Origin of the sequence: Adlercreutzia rubneri (assembly GCF_009755265.1) — a bacterium.
GTDB classification, from domain to species: Bacteria; Actinomycetota; Coriobacteriia; order Coriobacteriales; family Eggerthellaceae; genus Adlercreutzia; species Adlercreutzia rubneri.
Window position 1 is genome coordinate 24560 of the sequence record NZ_WPOO01000004.1, and the last position, 20135, is coordinate 44694.

General features: G+C 60.7%; 16 protein-coding genes. 4 read left to right on the plus strand and 12 right to left on the minus strand.

Features of this window, described 5'->3' with window-relative positions:
- Positions 1-9 precede the first annotated feature (9 nt).
- Together GO707_RS03460 and GO707_RS03465 are read left to right on the plus strand one after the other, a co-directional pair.
- On the plus strand, positions 10-1554 hold the full coding sequence (locus GO707_RS03460) for a vWA domain-containing protein (RefSeq protein ID WP_227069857.1): 1545 nt from the start codon (positions 10-12) through the stop codon (positions 1552-1554).
- Positions 1551-3074: an ATP-binding protein gene (locus tag GO707_RS03465; RefSeq protein WP_114538679.1), complete on the plus strand. Its 1524-nt coding sequence runs from the start codon at positions 1551-1553 to the stop codon at positions 3072-3074. The genes GO707_RS03460 and GO707_RS03465 overlap by 4 nt, the downstream gene beginning before the upstream one ends.
- A gap of 194 nt (positions 3075-3268) precedes the next feature.
- On the opposite strand, the gene nrfD is transcribed toward GO707_RS03465, so the two are convergent.
- Genes nrfD through GO707_RS03485 form a run of 4 tightly spaced genes read right to left on the minus strand, consistent with a single transcriptional unit; the run spans position 3269 to position 7635 of the window.
- Entirely contained in the window at positions 3269-4135 is an 867-nt protein-coding gene (gene nrfD, locus GO707_RS03470) for an NrfD/PsrC family molybdoenzyme membrane anchor subunit (RefSeq protein WP_022738490.1), read from the minus strand.
- A 6-nt stretch (positions 4136-4141) separates the two neighbouring features.
- Complete coding sequence (locus GO707_RS03475) at positions 4142-4678, minus strand: 4Fe-4S dicluster domain-containing protein (protein ID WP_022738487.1); 537 nt, start codon at positions 4676-4678, stop codon at positions 4142-4144.
- Complete coding sequence (locus tag GO707_RS03480) at positions 4678-6870, minus strand: molybdopterin-containing oxidoreductase family protein (RefSeq protein ID WP_157012193.1); 2193 nt, start codon at positions 6868-6870, stop codon at positions 4678-4680. The genes GO707_RS03475 and GO707_RS03480 overlap by 1 nt, the downstream gene beginning before the upstream one ends.
- 57 nt (positions 6871-6927) lie before the next feature.
- Complete coding sequence (locus tag GO707_RS03485; RefSeq protein WP_157012115.1) at positions 6928-7635, minus strand: molecular chaperone TorD family protein; 708 nt, start codon at positions 7633-7635, stop codon at positions 6928-6930.
- Positions 7636-7793: 158 nt separating this feature from the next.
- On the opposite strand from GO707_RS03485, the gene GO707_RS03490 reads away from it, so the two are divergent.
- Both GO707_RS03490 and GO707_RS03495 read left to right on the plus strand, forming a co-directional pair.
- Positions 7794-9440 carry a helix-turn-helix domain-containing protein gene (locus GO707_RS03490; protein ID WP_288220397.1) on the plus strand — a complete coding sequence of 549 codons (1647 nt, stop codon included), beginning with the start codon at positions 7794-7796 and terminating at the stop codon, positions 9438-9440.
- Between the two features lie 462 nt (positions 9441-9902).
- On the plus strand, positions 9903-11366 hold the full coding sequence (locus GO707_RS03495; RefSeq protein WP_198161000.1) for a S1C family serine protease: 1464 nt from the start codon (positions 9903-9905) through the stop codon (positions 11364-11366).
- 222 nt (positions 11367-11588) lie between these two features.
- Here the strand turns inward: GO707_RS03495 and GO707_RS03500 are convergent, their stop codons facing one another.
- The 8 genes from GO707_RS03500 to GO707_RS03535 form a co-directional block, all read right to left on the minus strand.
- Positions 11589-12482 carry an electron transfer flavoprotein subunit alpha/FixB family protein gene (locus GO707_RS03500; protein ID WP_157012117.1) on the minus strand — a complete coding sequence of 298 codons (894 nt, stop codon included), beginning with the start codon at positions 12480-12482 and terminating at the stop codon, positions 11589-11591.
- Between the two features lie 14 nt (positions 12483-12496).
- A complete protein-coding gene (locus GO707_RS03505) occupies positions 12497-13255 on the minus strand; it encodes an adenine nucleotide alpha hydrolase family protein (protein ID WP_114538676.1) in 759 nt (252 codons plus the stop codon).
- Positions 13256-13263: 8 nt separating this feature from the next.
- Complete coding sequence (locus GO707_RS03510; protein WP_173111560.1) at positions 13264-14436, minus strand: acyl-CoA dehydrogenase family protein; 1173 nt, start codon at positions 14434-14436, stop codon at positions 13264-13266.
- Positions 14437-14440: 4 nt separating this feature from the next.
- Positions 14441-15649: a CaiB/BaiF CoA transferase family protein gene (locus GO707_RS03515; protein ID WP_114538674.1), complete on the minus strand. Its 1209-nt coding sequence runs from the start codon at positions 15647-15649 to the stop codon at positions 14441-14443.
- Between the two features lie 36 nt (positions 15650-15685).
- A complete protein-coding gene (locus GO707_RS03520; RefSeq protein ID WP_157012120.1) occupies positions 15686-16990 on the minus strand; it encodes an MFS transporter in 1305 nt (434 codons plus the stop codon).
- 24 nt (positions 16991-17014) lie between these two features.
- Positions 17015-17458, minus strand: coding sequence for a hotdog family protein (locus GO707_RS03525; protein ID WP_114538672.1), 444 nt, complete (start codon positions 17456-17458; stop codon positions 17015-17017).
- Between the two features lie 2 nt (positions 17459-17460).
- Positions 17461-18006, minus strand: a complete 546-nt coding sequence (locus GO707_RS03530; RefSeq protein WP_181815484.1) for a MaoC family dehydratase — start codon at positions 18004-18006, stop codon at positions 17461-17463.
- Positions 18007-18120: 114 nt separating this feature from the next.
- Positions 18121-19332, minus strand: a complete 1212-nt coding sequence (locus GO707_RS03535; protein ID WP_114538670.1) for a CaiB/BaiF CoA transferase family protein — start codon at positions 19330-19332, stop codon at positions 18121-18123.
- Positions 19333-20135 lie beyond the last annotated feature (803 nt).

Consider the following 20135-nt stretch of genomic DNA (forward strand, 5'->3'; position numbering starts at 1 on the left):
GGAGGGGCCGTGCACGAAAGCGAGATAGAGGCGCTGGCCCTCGACGCGCTCGGCCTGGTGCGCAACGAGCTCCTCGTGAGCCTGCGCTTCATGAGCGCGGCGTTCGCCCGACTCGCGCCCCTGCCCATCCCCGGCGCTACGCTCGCCACCGATGGCGCGCATTTGCGGTTCGACCCCGTCACCTGGGCGCGCACCTACGCCGCCGATCCGGCCGAAGCTTCTCGCGCCTACCTGCACACGGTGCTCCACTGTGTGTTTCTGCACCTCTACCCTGGCGAGGGCATCGATCCCGATCTGTGGGACATCGCCTGCGACATGGTGGTGGAATCGGTGATCGATCAGCTCGATCTTCCCGCCACGCGCACGCCACAAGCGGCAGCCTCGCGTCCCGAGCTGGAGCGCATGGCCGAAGAGGCCGGCCTCATGACTGCCGAGCGTGTCTACGCCGCCCTGCGCGACCAACGCGCCGCCGGCGCAACCGACGACGAGCTCGCCCGCCTCGGCGCTCGTTTCCACGTGGACGACCATCGCCCCTGGCATGCCGTCATCATTGCCGAAGGAGAAGACGCATCGGGCAAGACGGGCGAGGCAACCGAAGGCGAGGGTCGCACGAGCGCTCCCGCCGCCAAGGCCGATACTTCCGGCACCGACATGGACATCCCCGATGAGGCCGCCGACGTTCCCTATTCCCACAAGGCGCACCGAGCGATGGACGCCGCCGACATCACCCAAAAGGACGCGCCCGAGAACGCCGCCCGCGCCATTGGCGAGCGCTTCGCCGACACCGTGCAGCTCGACCGCTCCCGCGAGCAATGGGAAAACGCGGCGCTGGAGATGGGCATCCAGCTGGACGCCTACGCGAAGCTGTGGGGCATCGAGGGATCGAATCTCGCCATGAACCTGCGCAAAGTGACCCGCGAAAAGCACGATTATCGGGCCTTCCTGCGCAAGTTCGCCCGCATGGGCGAGCAGATCCGCGTGAACGACGACGAGTTCGATTACGTGTTCTACACCTACGGCCTTGAGTTATACGGCAACCTGCCACTCGTGGAACCAGTGGAATTTGCCGAGGAGAAGCGCATCCGCGACTTCGTCATCGCCATCGACACCTCGGCCTCCACCAAAGACGGCCTCGTGCGGCGGTTCATCGAGCGCACCTATTCCATCCTGGCCGACGAGACGAGCTTCTTCTCGCGCATGAACGTGCTCATCGTGCAGTGCGACGCCGCCATTACCGACGTCGCGCGCATCACCTGCCTGCGCGATTTGGAAGACTATCTGGAAAATCCCACCATCAAGGGCCTGGGGGGCACCGATTTCCGTCCCGTGTTCGCCTACGTGGACGAGGCGCTCGCGTCCGGCGAGCTGAACGACCTGGGCGGACTCATCTACTTCACCGACGGCCAGGGCACCTATCCTGCACGTCGTCCCGCCTATGAAACCGCCTTCGTGTTCCTCGATTCCGACGATGCCGCAGCCTCGGCGCCCGTGCCCCCCTGGGCCATGAAAGTTATCCTGGATGAAACCTTCGTGCTAGAAGAGGAGCCACTATGAACATCCGCGAAGCAAAACAGCAGATCAAAAACGCCATGATTGCCTATTTCACTAAAGACGAGTTCGGCAACTATCTTCTGCCGCCCGAGCGCCAACGTCCGGTGTTCCTGCTGGGCGCGCCGGGCATCGGCAAGACGGCCATCATGGAGCAAATCGCCCAAGAACTGGAAGTGGGATTCGTGTCCTACTCCATGACCCACCATACCCGCCAAAGCGCGCTAGGCCTGCCGTTCATCGCGACGAAAACCTATGACGGCGTGGAATACCAGGTGTCCGAATACACCATGAGCGAGATCATCGCCTCGGTCTATGAGGCGATGGAGGCCACGGGGCGCCGCGAGGGCATTCTGTTCCTCGACGAGATCAACTGCGTATCGGAGACGCTCACGCCGGCCATGCTGCAGTTTCTGCAATACAAGATCTTCGGCCGCCATGCCGTGCCCGACGGCTGGATCGTCGTGACGGCCGGCAACCCGCCCGAGTACAACCGCACGGCCCACGACTTCGACATCGCCACGTGGGATCGCCTCAAGCGCATCGAGGTTGAGCCCGACTTCGATGTGTGGCGCGAGTTCGCCGTATCGACCGAGGTGCATCCCGCGGTCATCACCTACCTGGACATCGAGCGGTCCCACTTCTACGCCGTTGAGGCCACGCCCGACGGCGCGTCGTTCGTGACGGCCCGCGGCTGGGACGACCTGTCGGCGATGATCAAGCTCTACGAGGCCCAGGGGCTCACCGTTGATGAGCTGCTCGTGGAGCAGTATGTGCAAAACGGCGAGATCGCAAAGCGATTCGCCATGTACTACGACCTGTTCACGAAGTACCGCAGCGACTATCAGATCGATCGTATCTTGAACGGCAGCGCCGATGCCGGCCTGGCCGAGCGGGCCGCGGCGGCGCCCTTCGACGAGCGCGTGGCCGTCATGGGGCTTATCGTGGACGCCACGGTGAGCTGCTTGCGCGAGGCGGTTATGGAAGAGAAAGCAGCCGCGTTCGCTCATAGCGTGTTGGCCGATTTGAAGGAGCGCCTGGCCGCCGAAGGCGTGGCCGAAGACGCCGATGCGAGCGCGCTCATCCGCGCCACGACCACCGAGCTGGCACGCACCCGCGACACCGAACGGGCCGCGAGCCTGCTTTCCGACGAGCGCTACCGCTCCTTCGAGCGAACCATCAGTCTTCTTGACGAGGTGCTGCGCACAGGAGCCGATACGCCCGAGGGCGCCACGTTCAACCTGCTGCGCGAGCGCTTCAACGAGCGGCTCGACGAGCTGGACGCGGCCATCGACGAGGCGACGGCCGCCCTCGATAACGTGTTCAAGTTCGTGGAAGAGGCCTTCGGCGAGGGCCAGGAGATGCTCATGCTGGTGACCGACTTGTCCGTGAGCCGCGCCGGCATGGCCTTCATCAACGACCACGGGTGCGACCGCTACTTCGCCCACAACCAGAGTCTCCAGTTCTACGAGCGCGGTCACGACCTGGCCGCCCGCATCGACCGCATCACACTGGAAGAGGAGTAGCCCCCAGCGCGACCGCAGCGCCTTGCCCCGGCAAAGGATCCAAGCCACAGCAAGAGCAAGGCCGCGATCCCGGAAGGACCACGGCCTTGCCGCAGGCGACGCGTCGCCTATGGGAGAAAGCCCCGGGGCGCCCGATCACCCGGCGAGCGCCGCCATCGCGCTACGAGCACAGCACCGGCAGCGCCGCCATCTCGCTACAGGTACAGCACCGGTAGAGCCGCCAGAATGACCAGCAGACGCAGCATGAAACCACCCACAAGGACACCGCCCTCGCCGATGACGCTCACTACCATAGAGGTGGTGGAGGTCTCCACCTTTCGCGTGACAAACACCGGGTAGCCCTCGATGGCAAACGGCGCCACCAGGCCAAGCAGCACCAGACCGCCCCAGAACATTGGCGCGTACTGGCCCGACACGAGCGAGGCAACCGATGCGGCGCCCTCGGGACTGCCCGAGCTCACGATGATGAGCATGGTTGCAAGCACCACCATCTCGATAGCCGACAGAATCACGTGGCTCTTCTTGATGAGCCACATCTGCTCGAAGCGCTCACGATCGGTGATAAGGCCCACCAAGCTCGTAGCCGCCAGACCCGCCGACAGAGCCGACACCACGAACAGCACCGGCAAAATGGCGTTGTTCCACAGCGGGTAGGCGCTCACGACCCCCAGTAGAAAGCCGGTGTAGGCCGCCACGCAGAACGCGGATACGATACCTGTCCAGGTGAGCCACTTCGGCACCGGGCGACGCAGCACCTCAAGCAGCGCCGCGGCAATGGACACCGGCATGAACACGCAGATGAAGTACACGCCCAGCGTCATCACCGAGCCCGGGTTCATAATAAGATAGAAGAACCGCAGCGGGTTGTGCAGCCCGGCCTCGGCGTCCAACATGAGCATGAGCAGACCGATGCCCAGAAAGATGGGCGAGATAATGCGGCCCGCGACGCGCATCTTCACGCTGTCGGGATACTTCGCCTCCACAAAGGCTGAAGTGAGGAAGGCGCCGGCCGATGCGCCCGCCAAAAACAGGTACCAAGCGATCATAGATCCCCAAACCATTGATCATCACCTCACGTAGTAGATTTTCGCGGTGGTCAGGTCGCCCGCCAGCGGCTGGGCATTGGTGCGAGCGATTTCCTGGCAGATCTCGCTCTGCGGATCGTCCAGGTCGCCAAACAGGCGAGCGCCGGAGATGCAGGTTCCCACGCAACGCGGCGGGTTGCCCGGCTCGCCCTCGTACCAGCAGAAGCGGCATTTCTCGATAACGCCGGTCTTCTTAATCTGGATACGGGCGCCGTAGGGGCAGGCGGCCATGCAGTACTTGCAGCCGATGCATCGTTCCTCGTCCACCAGCACCACGCCCGAGTCGGTCGTATAGGTGGCATGGGTGGGACACACCGCCTCGCAGGGAGCGTCCTCGCAGTGCATGCACTGCACCGGCACCACTTCCGCATACACGTTGGGGTAGACCCCCTGCTCCATCTCGTCGAATTTGATGAACGCCTCATCGGACTCGAGCCCGTTCACCATCTGACAGGCCACGCGGCAGGCGTAGCAGCCAACGCACTTCTTCGTGTTGATGAGCATTCCGTAACGGGCCATCAGCCTTCCACCTTCCTAACCTTCACCGCTACCTCCTGGCTCATGGTGGAGCCTACGCCGGGTTCCAAATGCAGCGGAACGAAATCCATCATGTTGAGGCCAAAGCCCTGGGCCCGAGTGAGATAGGGCGATGTGCCGCCGTAATGGGTGGGCAGAAACAGCACACCGGGCTTCAAGCGCTCGGTCACCTTCACAGCTACCTGGCCTGAGCACTCGCTGGAGGAAAGCTCCACCGTATCGCCGTCGACAATGCCCAGATCCGCGGCATCGGAGGCAGCCATCCAGAGCCGCTCAAGCTGATATTCCCGGGAGATGGCGTTCAGCGCCTCCAGGTTCAGCGTCATGGAGTGGGAGTGGATACCCTGCTTGCCGCCGATGAGGAAGAACTCGCCCTCGGCCGGCTCCACCAGACGCGGCACGTAGCCGATAACCGGGTTCAAGCCCGCTTCCGCCACCTTCGCCGAGGCGAACTGGAACTTCTCCGTCGGAGTCTTGAACGTCGGCGTGCCGAATGCGAAGCCGGGGTCAGCCAATTCCACGATACCCGCCTCACGCACCGCATCGAGCGAGGTGCCCACGCTGGCCAGCTGCGCGTCGGCCAGCTCTTCCACCGTGAAGTCGAAGTACTCGCCCACGCCGCACGCCTCGGCCAGCCCGGTGAAGATCTCGTCGCAGGGGCGCGTCTCGGGATGGATGCGCTCGATGACGGGGGTGCGCAGTGCCACATAGTGTTTCTTGCCGCCGATGAACTCGGGCAGCTCCAGGCGCTCCAGCACTGTGCACTCGGGCAGCACGTAGTCCGAAGCCAAAGCGGTCTCGCTCATTTGCACGTCAATAGTCACCACAAGCTTTGCCTGGGAAAGCGCCTCGCGCCACTTTGCCGGCTGCGCATACCCCTGCACGGCGTTGGAGTTGTAGAAGAACACGCCTTGGATGACGCCATCGGCGCAGCCGTTCAGCACGGCCAGGTTGGTGCCGGTGCCCGAGAGCGCCAGCGGGTACTCGGCGTCGCCCAAACGCTTGGCGGCCGGCTTGGGCACCTCGGGGAACTTCACCGGATCCACGTCGCCCGCCTTGGGCGAAGAGGTGATGAGCGCTCCGCCCTTCTGTCCCCAGCAGCCAAGAAGCGCATTCACGGCGCACACCGCGCGAGCCGTCTCGAAGGAGTTTTGATAGGCGCAGCCGAACGCTGCCCGCCAGGAAGGCTCGATAGCGCAGGCCGGTGCGGCGGCGGCCAGCGACTCAGCGATTTCCACGATGGTATCGGCCGGCACATCGCAGATGCCCTCGGCCCATTCCGGCGTGTACTCGGTCACTTGAGCAGCGAACTCCGGGAAGCCCACGGCGGACTGCTCAACGAACGCGTGATCGTACAGGTCGCGCGTCACCAGCACGTTCGCGATGCCGAGCAGGAACGCGATATCAGCGCCGGGCCTGATAGGCACCCAGTCAGTAGCAAAGACGCCGCTGTTGTTCAGGCGCGGATCCACGATGACCACCCGCGCCCCGCCCTCGGCCGCTCCGGCCAAGCTCTTCACCGAGGAGGGACGGATGCCATCGCCATAGCTGCGGCCGATGAACACCACCATTTTGGTGTTGGGGAAGTCCACCGAGAAGTTCTGGGCTCCCGTGGCTTCCTGAATACCGCTCTCTTTCGACAGATTGCAGGCAGCGGCATGGGTATACACGTTGGGTGAGCCGAGCGCGTTCATGAAGCGCTTGCTGTAGTACTTGCCCGAGGGGCGCGGATCTTGGATGATGGCCAGCGCCTCGGGGCCGGCCTCGGCGATGATCTCCTGCACCTTCGCGCCAATTTCGGACAGAGCGTCATCCCAGCTGATAGGGGCGAAGCTGCCGTCGGCGGCGCGCTTCATAGGCTGAGTCAGCCGGCCGTCGGAATAGGCCCACTGAGCCGCGCCGTGACCGCGACCGCAGAGCGTTCCCTTGGAATAGGGGTGCTCCTTCATGCCCTCGACGGTCCACAACCGCCCGTCGAGAGCGGTGGCGATCAGGCCGCACTTGCTGGAGCAGCCGTTGCACAGCGATGCGCCCTGAATCTTGGCCGCGCCCGTGGCGGCGGCCTCGGCCTGCTCGGCCCGCCACGCGGCCACCGAGCAAGTGCCCACAGCAGCCAGCGCAGCGGTGGCGGCGGTACCCTTCAGGAAGGTTCGCCTGGTGGGATTGCAGTGCATTAAAGCCTCCTTCTCTTGCATATCTGCTTTCTCCTTGTCTGGGGAAGTCCTCGGTTTTTACCGAAGGGACACGGATAGGTCTCGGACGGCCGCCGCGAGAGCTACCGCCAGCTCGCGCCCATGGGCCAGAGCGCGAGCCAGCTCGTCGGTACGAGCCGAGGGGGGCGCCGACGAGAGCGCGGCCGCATGGGCGAGCAAGGTTTGCTCGTAAGCGTCCAGCCAGTCGAAATGCTCGGACAACAGCGCAAGAGCAGCCTCATGGTTTCCCGCATCGACGCACAGGGCCACCACCTCGGTCATGAGCGTCACATGGTCGGGCATGGCGCAAAACTCCATCGGCACCTCAAGTTCGAGAGCGCGATAAAGGGCCCGCATGTGCTGGGCGCTGTCACCGAGGAGCAGATGCCGGGCCGCACCAAACTCAGCCGAGACCCCTCTGCGGCGCTCCCGTCCATCGGCCCAAGGCTTATAAAGCGATTCGACGGGCACCGCCGCCGCGGGAGCGCCCAAGGTGAGCACCTCGTTCTCGAGTCGGCAGCGCACGGCGCCCACCGGCGTCGCGGGCGCTATCGCTAAATCGGCCGCTGTCGCACGGGCCGCCTCGTACGCCGCTTCATAGTCATCGCCCCATCGCGAGAACAGAGCTCCAATGGTGCTCAGGTAGGCTGCCTTGGCGCAGACGTTCACCCGTGCGGCATCGCGCACGACCTCTCTCTCCGATGTTTGCGTGGTCGCACGCGCAGCCCCGCCTCTTGTCTCTTGCATTTCGCACCTCCTTCCGTTGGCGCTCCATGCTAGAATCGTCGGCTATGCGCCATATCATCAGTTTCTGATGATTTATCGAGACGCAAGTCAGTCATAATAGAGGACGCGACAGGGAAACGCCCAGTTCACACTGGCAATGGAGAAGGAGGAGCAGGGCCGTGACAGCAGTCCGCGATGCACCATCGGCCGCTATCGAGCCGCTTCCCCGCTTTCTGCACCTGTGCTATCTCGGCCTCGCGTTTTTCTGGGCCTGCAGCATGCTCACCTTCCGCAGCTCCATCCTGCTCACCGGCGCGGCGGACACGCCCCAGTACAATACGTTGATCGTCGTCGTATCGTTTTTGGCAAACATGACCGTGCTCTTAGGCGTGTCAGCCCTTGTAGAGCGGGCGCCGGAAAATCTGGCGAAACTCTCGCCGTGGCCCTTCTGCGGATGCATCCTTGTCGGCATCGCGGCTATCGGCGGCGCCGGCATATGGTTTGCCGGCCCAGCGCTTTCCGCATCGCTCGTGATCGGCTCGACGCTATGCGGCGTCGGCTTCGGCTACCTATGGGGGAGCTGGGCGGACGTGCTCGGACGCGTGCATCCCTCGCGCACGGCCCTGTATGCCCCGGCGTCGTTCTTGCTCACCACCATCATCTTTCTCGCCGTCGACTCCCTCGTGGCCCTCACTCCCTTTCCGCCCCTTGCGCTCATGGCTCCCCTGCCAATAGCCTCGGTTCTCTGCCTGAAGCGCTGCCGTACCGAGAGCAGCCAGCCGTCGGTCCTCCTCGCGCCCCACCGAACCGAGTCTCAGCGCTACCTGGCGGCTCTCACCACCCTCGTGCCGCTCATCATCGCCGCCCTCGTTTTCTCCTGCCTGTTCGGCTTTATGTGGGAGACCGCCGTGCTCAGCGTGAACTCCGCGAGCACGGCCCATGAACTGCCCCTCGTGCTGAATTTCGTCGTTGCAGTGCTTCTTTTGGCCTTCACGGTTGCCTTGCAGCGGCGAGTAAACCTGTCGCTTGTCTACCAACTGCTTATCCCCATCGCCATCGTGCTGTTCGCGGCGCTGCCGTTTTTCTGGAATGTTCACCCCGTGGTGCTGAACGCAATCATGAGCGCCGTACATGGGGTCTTCGACGTGGTCATCTGGTACCTGGTAGCCACAGCTGCCTACGATTACGCCGTATCGGGCTTCGTTATAGGGGGCCTGGTGAGGGCGCTGTCCATTCTCGCACGGCTCGTGGGCATCGGCATCGGGTATCTGATCATGCTCCTCCCCGAAGTGGCTGGCTACGCTGTAGTGGGCGTGTGCATCGGAGCGGTGTATCTGCTCGTCATCCTGCTATGGTTTCTCTGGCACAACGCCAAACGCTCGGTTCCGGGCGAGGAGGCAGAAGGGAGAATGGCGATTGGCGAGGCGACCGGCGACGGCAACGCGAATCCGCATTCGAGCGTCTCAGATCCATCGTCGGTCTTAGCTGCCCCAACAGCCGTCAAGGCAACCGACAAAGCAGCTGCCGACCCTGCCAGCACCTCTCCCGTTGCGGAGTCCATCAGCACTTCTGCGACCGGCGAGATCGATGGGGCCGAAGCTATTAACAGCGAAGAGGTCGTCTTCGCGCTCCTCGCCGACGACTACGGCCTCACCCGTCGCGAGGCCGAGGTGCTCCCCTACCTCGCCCGCGGCCGCTCCGCAAAGGTCATCGCCGAAGCGCTCTTCGTCTCGGAATCCACCATCCGCACCCACACCCGCCGCATTTTGGAGAAGACCTGCCTGCATTCCAAGCAGGAACTCATCGATCTCGTTGAGAAGTATTAGAAGCCGACGGAGGGGCGCGCCGCTTGGTGCACCAGCCGACGCGCACCACCAAGCCGTCTAAAGCCTTGGCGCGACACCACGCGCAACCAGAACCTGCGGCTCTACGAGCGCGGTCATGACCCGGCCGCCCGCATCGGGCGCATCACACTGGAAGAAGAGCGTCTAAAAGCACCATCGATCCGAAATGTGCAAAATGAGCCATTTCTCGTAGCTATTGGCGACAAATGCGAAAAGTTTTCCCTGTTCACGCCAAACGGTTCAAGCCCTCCCGGCACAAAATCCTACGAGAAGTACCCTGTTTTGTGCATTCGAGGCTTCCCCATAATCCGCGGGGACTACTCCCGTTGGTGTATCTGCGTGAGCCGGTCGTGATTAGGGGTTGCCGAGGTCTCGGGAACGTGCTGGGGCGTGATAGTGTGCACTCCAGCACATGACCGACCCCCTTTCAGAAGGAGATCACCAATGACCAACTTGAACACCACCCCGAACCCCTTCGGCAAGCATTCCTTCCGTGACAACGCCGTCGACTCCGCCGCGAACCAGACCTACGAGTTCGACATCGACGGCTCCGTGGCCGCCAGCGTCGAGAACACCGCCGCCGCCAAGCCGAAGTTCGGCCGCCGCTCCTTCCTCACCGGATTCGCCGGCGCCGCGCTCGCCTGCATGCTCGCGTTCGGCGTGCAGGGCGCCATCATCGACCCCGCCACCGCCGAGGCCACGGGCACCCCTTCCGCTACCCAGACTGTCATCAACACCAACGATGACGCAACCCTGGCTGAGGCCGTGGCCGCCAAGTGCCTGCCGTCCGTGGTATACGTGGAGACCTACGCCGATGCGGGCAGCCAGCTCCAGGGCTTGGGTACCGGCTCGGGCGTCGTGATGACCGAGGATGGTTACCTCATCACCAACAACCACGTGGTCGACGGCGGCAGCGCCTACAAGGTGACCATCGCCGGCAACACCTACGACGCCGAGCTGGTGGGTACCGACCCCTCCTCCGACGTGGCGGTGTTGAAGGCCAAGGATGCCAGCGACCTCACCCCCATGGAGATCGGCGATTCGGACAACCTGACCGTCGGCGAGTGGGTCATGACCCTGGGCGCTCCCTTCGGGCTCGAGCAGTCGGTGGCCACGGGCATCGTGTCCGCCACGAGCCGCTCGCAGATCATGGACGCGAGCGAGTCCATGCAGTCCGGCGGCAGCGGCGAGACCACTATCTATCCGAACATGATTCAGACCGACGCGGCCATCAACCCGGGCAACTCCGGCGGCGCGCTCGTGGATGACGAGGGCAAGCTCATCGGCATCAACACGCTGATCACCTCGTACTCCGGCAACTACTCCGGCGTCGGGTTCGCCATTCCGGTGAACTACGCGGTGAACCTCGCCCAGCAGATCATCGCCGGCGAGACCCCGACTCACGCCCAGCTCGGCGTGAGCCTGTCCACGGTGAACGACCAGGCGGCTGCCAGCTATGGCCTCGCGGCCGAGTCCGGCGCCTACGTGGCCGCCGTCTCCCAGGGCTCCGGCGCCGAGGCGGCCGGCCTTAAGGAGGGCGACATCATCACGGCCCTGGACGGCGAGTCTGTGGAAGGTGCCTCCGACCTCATGCTGGCCGTGCGTGGGAAGAACCCCGGCGACACCGTGAAGCTGACGGTGAACCGCAACGGCCAGGAGCAGGAGATTTCCGTCACCCTGGGCGACGACGCCGCCAGCCAGAAAGCGGCTGCCGAGCAGAAGGCCCAGCAGGAGCAGCAGATGCCCGAGCAGGGTCAGGACTTTGACTGGGGCTACGGCGACGGTAACGACTACGGTTACGGCTGGGGCTACGGCGACGGCTACGGCCAGGACGGCGGCAACGGGTACGGCTACGGCGATGGCTACGGCAACGGCCTGAACCTGGACGACCTGTTCGGCCAGCGCTAAGCCACAGCGGAGGCACGCTCGCCCGCACCTGAGCAGCCAACGACAGGGATCCACGATTCCCTTACTCCAGGGGCAGCCTCAAGGCTGCCCCTTTTCGTTGACAGGCGAACACCCGGTTGCTCGACATTGCGAACCTCTATACCAGAGAAAGCGGCCCAAAACCGAAGAAGTGCCCCGGCATAAACCAGGGGCACTTCCCCATTTCGACGTCTACCGTTCTTTCTAAAGCTCGTTCACCAGCAAAGGAAGAACCGTCTGAATGTCACCAACAATGCCATAGTCGCACTGATCGAATACGGCAGCATCGGCATCCTTGTTTATAGCAAAGATGGTTCCGGCTCGATCGCAACCGACCATATGCTGCATCTGGCCCGAAAGCCCTGCTGCAACATACACCTTAGGAGCAAGCATGAGCCCAGAGACACCGATGTACGTCTCCCGCGGCAGCCACTTCATATCCTCGGCCAAAGGACGCGTGCAGCCCAAACCAGCCTCCAGCTTGTCACAGAGCGCTCGGGCCATATCAAGATCGGACTCGAGTCCAAAACCTCTTCCGGCGGCAACGACGACATCGGCCTTCTGCAAGTCGACCCCGCTCTTCTCGATGGGCTCGCTCGATAGCACCTTAACTGTGGCACCCGGATCAACCCACGCAAAAGGTTCTTCCTGATTGGCGCCCGATGCTGCAACGCTATCGCCGAAAGCACCTGGCTGCATCAGATAGATGGCGGTCTTGCCGGGCTTTCGCTTTAGGATAGCGGCTCCTCCATAATACATGCTGGAGGCCACATCGCCGTCAAGCTCCATCACGTCGGCAATAGCGCTGGTGCCGCCGTGGAACGCAAGGGCGCCAGCAAGAATGCGCATATGACGCGTAGGCTCTACCAGCACCACATCCGGCCGTACATGATCGAAGATCGCATTGACCGTCGCCGTGGCGTTATCGAGCGAAAGCCCCTCCGGAACCGTCACGCGATAGATAAGATCAGCGCATGAGGGCGGCATCTCCATGTCGCCGAAAGCCACCAGGGCAACCTCATCGGCACCCATGGCCCTCGCACCGGCGCTAAGCTCTTCTGCCGCACCCGGACGCTCAGCTAAAACTAACACTTTCAACGTTTCTCCCCTTTCTAGAGCGCGGCTTTGAGGCTGGCAGCAAAACTCGCAATGGCGCCCTCGTCGCTGACGTGGCAGATCTGCTTCTTGCGCGGCGTCGGCTCAGGCACTTTGCACTCAACCCACTCGACCGTCTCTTCGGAAGCCACGTCCAACGGCGCTACGTGCATCGGCTTCTTTCCTGCTGCTAGAATGTCCTTCATGGACGGAGTCCGAGGAACGGCAACCGATGGCTGCACCGAGATGACGGCGGGCAGAGGCACCTCCACCGTCTCCACCACATCCTCGAGCACGCGCTCGACCACGATACAGCCGTCTCCTGCCTGCAAAAGAGTCGCGCCATTCACGCAGGGGACGTTAAGGGTCGCAGCAAGCTGCGCATCGACCTGCTTTGCGTAGAAATCATCGGATCCATCGCCGCAGATCACAACATCCCAGCCACCAACGTCTTGCAGGGCCAGCGAAAGCGCCTGCGCAGTCGCTCGCGCATCCGCATGCTCCAGAGCGTCGTTCGTGGCAAAGTAGAGCTCGTCAACGCCACGAGATAGAATGTTCTTCTTTACCTTCGACTCGTCAATAGACGCCGGGCCCACCGAAAGAACCTTTACCGTCGATCCTTCTTGGGAGGCAGCAAGCTGAGCCGCGGCCTCAATGGCATTCAGATCATACTCAGACACGACATTGCGAGCATGGCTGAAATCAAGAGCACCGTCATTGCCAGCACGAAGATCTTTGCTATCCGGCAGAATCTTAACTGCAACTACAATACGCATGTGCCCTCCTAGATACCCAACGCGCGCGTGCCGCCGCCATATTGGCCAGCCTCGCGAAGCACGTCCTTGGCGATGGTCTTCGTGAGAATCTCGCTCGAACCGGCACCGATGCGGCCGACACGGGCATCGCGCCACAAACGCTGCATACGATGGTCGGTGCAATAGCCCAGACCGCCAAGGATCTGGATGCCATCGTCGCAAATCTGCCAATTGCCTTCAGTGCAGAGCAGCTTGCAAATATTCGCATCGATGCGGATAGACTTGCCCTGGTCGTACTCCCAAGCAGTACGGAACACCATATTGCGCATGCTCTCAAGAATGATCTTGTCGCGGCACACCTTTTCCTGAATGAGCTGGAACTTGCCAATAGGCTGACCGAACTGAATGCGTGAATTGGCGTAGGCGCAAAGATCGGCGAACGCCGTCTCGGCCTGACCAAGGTACATGGCCGCGCAAAGAAGGCGCTCTGCCTCGAAGTGCTTCATAAGCTGGACCCAGCCGCCATGCTCCTTGCCATACAGATACTTATCGGGAATGAAGCAATCCTCCAGGAACGTCTCGCAAGTAGGCTCAAGCCATTGCCCGATGGTCGGCAAATCCACAATAGTCATGCCCGGCGTCGGGTTGGGAATCGCAAACAGCGTAACCGCCTTGTAAGGATCATCAATCTCGGGATCCTTTGCGGTGATGATGTTGTAATCGGAACAGCTGGCATAAGTGTTGTAGATCTTATGCCCGTTGATGACATAACCTCCGTCGACCTTCTTGTAGGACGTCTTGATGCCGGCGGCATCCGAACCGGCTCCCGGCTCTGTATTGCCGAAAGAGTGACGCTTCTCGCCGCTCATAAGACCCTCGAGCATCTCCGTGCGAATTTCCGGACTCGCCTTATCGGCGGCATTCATGATAGACAGGGGGCTATAGGTGCATCCGGCCCAGGAGTAGCGATACACAATGGAAGTGACCAGACACATCGTCACCATATCTGCAGGAACGCCGCCCAGCTCCTCCGGAACGCCGATGGCTCCGAATCCCGCCTCATAGAACTTCTTATTCGCCTCTACAGGGAATATCTTCTGCTCATCGCATTCCTTAATAAGGCTTTCAGGATACTCTCGATCCATGAACTCCACCAAGTTCTCGGCCAACAGCTCCTGCTCTTCAGTGAACGAAAAATCCATGTAATTATTCCGCCTTTCCAATCTTTCCCTCGGCATACATTGCCTCGATCTCTTCGTTCGAGTATCCGAGCTCTTCCAGAATGTCCTCATTGTCTTGACCCAGTTTCGGAGCGCCACGCCAAATCTGGCCAGGATTGTTCTTCACGGGGGGCAGCACGGCCACGCCCTTCAGTGTCTGCTCGCTCGCCTCGTCGTACCACTCGACAAAGTCGTTGCGCGCGATCACATGGGGATTGCTCATGAGCATCTCGTAGTTGTTGATGGGCGCGCATGCGACGCCGATAGCCTTCAGCTGCGTCTCAACCTCATCAGGCGTGCGCTCAAGGCAGAACGCCTTGATAGCCCCATCGAGGCGATCTCCTTGCGGCGTACCATTCAACGTCGGACGACCCTCAATGAAGTGCTCCTCGTCGTCAAGACCGAGCAACGCGGCAATGGCTTTTGCCGCCGGACGACCGGACACCTGAACGACGCAGTAGTTGCCGTCCTTGCACTCGAATACATCGATGCCGGCGTAGGTGGCCTCTTTGTTGCCCGTGCGCTTCAACTGCTCGCCCGTCGTTGTGTACATAAGGGGCCCATAGCCCTGCACTCTCAGGCAGGACTCGTATTGCGAGACGTCGATCACATCGCCCTCGCCCGTCTTCTGGGCATGGTAGACGCCCATGAGCGCCGCCCACATCGCATAGAGACCTGTAAGATAGTCGCAGATGCCGGGCTTGCTCACCAGAGGAGCCGACGGCTCTTTCTCGCCGTTCAACGCCATAAGGCCCGAAAACGCCTGACCGATCACGTCCATGCTGGGACGCGGCACGTAATCCGGATCACCGAAATGACCGTAACCGGAAACGTGAACAACCACCAACTTCGGGTTCAGCTCGAGCACATGTTCGTCGGTGTAGCCCCACTTGTCATACATGCCGGGCTTCGAGGACTCGATCCACACGTCAGCCCACTGAAGCAATTTGTCGAACACATCCTTTGACTCGGGAACGTTCATAGCGAGATTTCGCTTATTGCGGTTCTCCTGAGCGAATGAGATTGCAAAGCCACGCGTCATCTCGGGTGACTTGCAGTTCTCGACATGAATGACATCCGCTCCGTGCTCCGCCATCAGAGACGTCGCGTGGGGCTCTGCGGTCACTTGCCCACAGCTGAGAACCTTGAGACCATTGAGCAGGCCGAACTGAGGTACATCATTTGCTTTTGCCATTTTCTCTCCTTTAATTGAACGGATAGGCCAATGCTTCTAAGCAGCAACCGCCTCTGCAATCGCCTCAGCCTCTTTGTAGGGCTTATCGGCTGCCTCCAAATGCTTGCGCGCTTTGCTGCTCATACCGATGGCGGCAAGAATGACGACCACCGTGAAGCAGCAGCCAGCAATGGCCAGCGGCAAAACGAAAGAGCCCGTTGCCCCGTACAGCCCCGCCGCAAACACCGGAGCGATCATGGCCGCCACGGACACAGAGGCATTGCACCAACCGGTGATGGTGGCGGACTTGTTCACGCCGAACAGAGGCGTAGCCACAACAGCGCCGAAGTACAGGTTGACCATGCCCGCGTTATAGAAGAAGGCAATGATCATGCCGCCGATAAGACCCATCTGCGACGTCAAACTGAAGAGGAACATGTTGGCCGCGCCCACAACGCAATAGATAATGAGCGTCTTGCGAGCGCTGATAACATCGGACAGCACGCCGAACAACGGCACCAGAATCATCTGAGAAATACTCACTATCGACACGCAATAGGAGATCTGCACAACGTCCAGGCCCATAGAACCCAGCACGAGCGACTGGTTGCTGTAATAGATGGTGCAGGCGAACTGCATGAGGAAGGGGCACACCAGCACGGCCCACAGAAGCGGCTGGCGCAGCAGCTTCGAGATGGGCATAGCCGTCTCGTACACCTTCGAATCCGCCCCAATCGTCCGGGTCTTTTTGCCCTCCTTCTCCTTCAGCACAATTTGCTGCATGCCATATTTCTCGGGAGCATCGCACACGAACAGCAGACCCAGCACCACAATAATGCCTGCGAGAACGAATCCGGCGATCAGCGAGTAAGTCTGGTACCCGAACATCGAGCTAAGCACGCCGGTAACCGTGGCCATAATCGCGTTAATCAGGCCCGATACCAAAGTTCCCATAGAGGAGATGGTCCCGCGCCCAGAGGCAAACCAGTTGGTAACGTTAATCTGATGAGTCATCGCACCGCAGAACTTGTTGCCGATGCCAAACAAAAATGCCATGACGTAGACGAGCATGAGATTGGTGGAATGCCCCATGGTCACCAGCAGCGCGCCCTGGAGAATTCCGCCAATGACATAGACGTACTTCGTCTTGAGCACCTTGAGCAGAGACCCAATGAAAAGCGATGCCACCAGAGAGCCGATGGCCGTAATGCTGAAGATGAGCGCACCTTCTGCCGCAGAGCACCCGACGGCGGCAACCATCGATGCCATCAAGATGATGATGATCGAGTAACACAGATGGGACACGCCCATGGTCACCATGCCCGCTATGGCGCAAAGCCACCCTTTTACTGTATTCGACATAGTTGAATCGTACCTTTCCCCTGATTACGATTGCTTTGCAGGCAAGGCGACCAACGCTTTGCCCCACATGTTTTTATCGGTGCCGTCGTCTTGCCAAATATCAAGCTCGACGACGTTCTTTCCGTTTTCCTCCCTTTTCTCCACAACGCGCGCACCGCAATGCAAGTCAACGCCCGGACAAGCGAATTTGCCCATGCGGAACGGCCCGATCTTGAGAATCTCGCCTTCAAGTCCAACCCACTCGCGCAAATGCCTCTCGCTGAGAGCCATGTAGTACCACGTGTTGGCGAACATGGCCGGCGCTCCCGTCCTCTGAGCCGCGGCATCATCATGATGCAACGGCACAAAGTCGCGATTCGCTGCGGCCTCCATCACAAGACGCTGCACTGTGAGAGGAAGGGCCAGTTCGGGAAGCTCATCCCCCACCTTGACCTCCTCAAAAGTCAGCTGCTCGTCCCACTTCGCCATAACTACTCACCCTCCTCAACAGGATTGCCCGACCAGGTCGTAACACGCTGAATGGCGACAGTCTCATCGTTCTGGTTGATAAACTCAATTTCCACAGTGAAGAAAGCGCCGTCGCCAACCTTAAGACGCTTTCGGGTCACGCTCACCAACCGCCCGACTTGGCGAAGAGTGTCCCCCGGATAGAGGGGACGCAGAAACTCTACTTCGGTGTCTGTCGCAAAGCCAAGCGAGTGCCGAGGAGTGGGAACGAGCATGGGCATTGCGAGGGGATACAGCGGCCCGACGCGACCCTCTTCCACCCCGGGCTCCCACCATGAGGCCGTACCCACCGCCATGGCCATGCCGGCAGGTGCCGGGATGGTCTTGTATCCCAGCCGCTGCGCCAACTCTTCGTCATAATAGAGAGGACAATCAGCTTCGATCACCTCATTCCATTGGCGAATCCATCCAAGGGTCGCCGCGTCTGCCCCGTAAATCACAGGCAGGGTCTCCCCGATGGTCTTCTCGGTTTCTTCCCATGTCTCCACACTTTCGGGAATCTCAATCATGCTTCCTCCTTTCAATACATCTATGAACAATTGCGCGTTTAGCATCTCCTTCCGAAAACGGGCACTAGCTTTGCGGTAGAACGACGCCCTGGGGGGCGCCTCGCATGCAACCTGCTAGTCGCGCACAATGACGCCCTCGGCGTATAGCTTTTCTATATCCGCAGAGGAGTAGCCCAACTCCTCCAAGATATCCTCGTTGTCCTGGCCCAAGCGGGGGGCGCCGCGCCAAACGTGGCCGGGCCTTCGCTCCACTCGGGGCACAATGCCCACTCCCCGCACCATCTGTCCCGAAGCGTCATCGAACCATTCGACGATGCTTTCCCGCTTCAGGCAGTGCGGATTGTCTCCCAGTTCCGAGTAGTCCATGATCTTGCAGCAGCCGATATTGACCTTGTTGAAGTCACGATCGACCTCGCTTGCCGTATGGGACAAACAGTAGTCCTCGATCGCTCTTTTCGACTTCTCATCCCGGGCCGTCCCAGCAACGATTGCGTCCTGCCGATCAAAATCGGGATCTCCCGTCAATCCCAAAAGCGCAAGCCCGTCGCTTTTCAAGGCAGAGGGATTCAGGGCGACGTACACATACCGGCCGTCCCTACACTCATAGACCCCGAGACCGCCCACATCTCCGTCAATATCCGGATTTCTGACCAGCTGATTGCCCTTGGTGAAATACTCGGCCGGATACTGAGCCGAAACGCGCAAGATCGCCTCGTACTGGGACAAGTCGATAACATCCCCCTCACCGGTCTCGCGGGCGCGCAGGAGAGCCGCCAGCGATGACCAGAGCGCAAAAAGCGCCGTAATGAAATCGCCGATGCCCGGGAAAACCGCCATGGGCTTCGTACCTCTAGGACTATTGATGTACATAAACCCGCTGAAGGCCTGGGCTATCGGGTCATAACTCGGGCGACGCACGTAGTCGGGCTCTCCCATCTCCCCATAGCCCGAGACATGCACAATAACGAGATCAGGGTTGAGCTCCAAAAGAAACTCGTCGTCGAATCCCCATTTCTTATAGGTTCCCCCCTTGGAGGACTCCAGCCAGATATCTGCCCATTGGATGAGATCAAGGAAGACACCCCGCCCCTCTTTCGATGGGATGTCAAGAGCAATGGTGCGCTTGCACCGTGCATCCTGCGCCCATTCCAAAGCGACGTTTTTCCGCATCCCCTCAGGGCTGCGCGCATTCTCAACCTGGACGACATCGGCCCCGTGCTCGGCCATCAGCGTGGCGGCATAGGGCTCGGCCGCCACCGTGCCCGTGCTAAGCACCTTCACACCGTGAAGGAGACCAAAATCGGGTATTTCCTCCGACTTAGCCATATCCGCCCCTTCGATCAAAGCCCTCGATACTTCGGCAGATGCGCTGCCGAGCGAATTCAACTCGCTGTTCGATCATAGGAATGGACGATCGTCGGGTCACCGCACAAATGAGGTATCGCTTGAGGTATTTGCGCTACTCCCCTAGGTTCTCGTGATATCATCACTAACCAAGCTGGTGGCTTGCACCGTCGCGCGAGGAGAGCACTTTGAGTGTTATCAACATAGGAGGTTGTCCTCCAACATCCCTTGAGTCAAAAAGCATCGTGCCGCGTCACAGACTGCTAAGCCTGCTAAACGAAGGAACGAAATACCCTCTCACGCTCTGCGTCGCATCGTCGGGGTGGGGAAAGGGAACGCTGCTGACAAGCTGGGCCAACCATACCGACAAGCACGTCTCGTGACTCCAAGTCGACGAGTCCGACAACGAAGTGGCCATGTTCTACCAGAAGCTTGCCTCGTCTCTTTTGGCTATGCTGTCGAAGCAGGATTATCAATCAGACCCTCCCCCAGGCGCTTCGTCGCTTGACCTGGCCTGGACGCTTGAGCAGGTCTCCCATATAACTGGAGACCACGTCCTCATACTCAACGACTATCATCTCGTATCCAATCCCGAGGTGCATGAGGCTGTTATTGCCCTCATTCGATGGGCTCCCCCTTCATTGCACCTTATTATTTCGAGCGAATCTACGCCTCCGTTCCCCTTGTCTTCTTTTCGAGCCCATAGCCAGCTTTTCGAGATTTCAGCCCTAGACCTTGCTTTCACGCGAGGAGACTTGCGCCTCCTCCTCCGGGAGAATCTGATT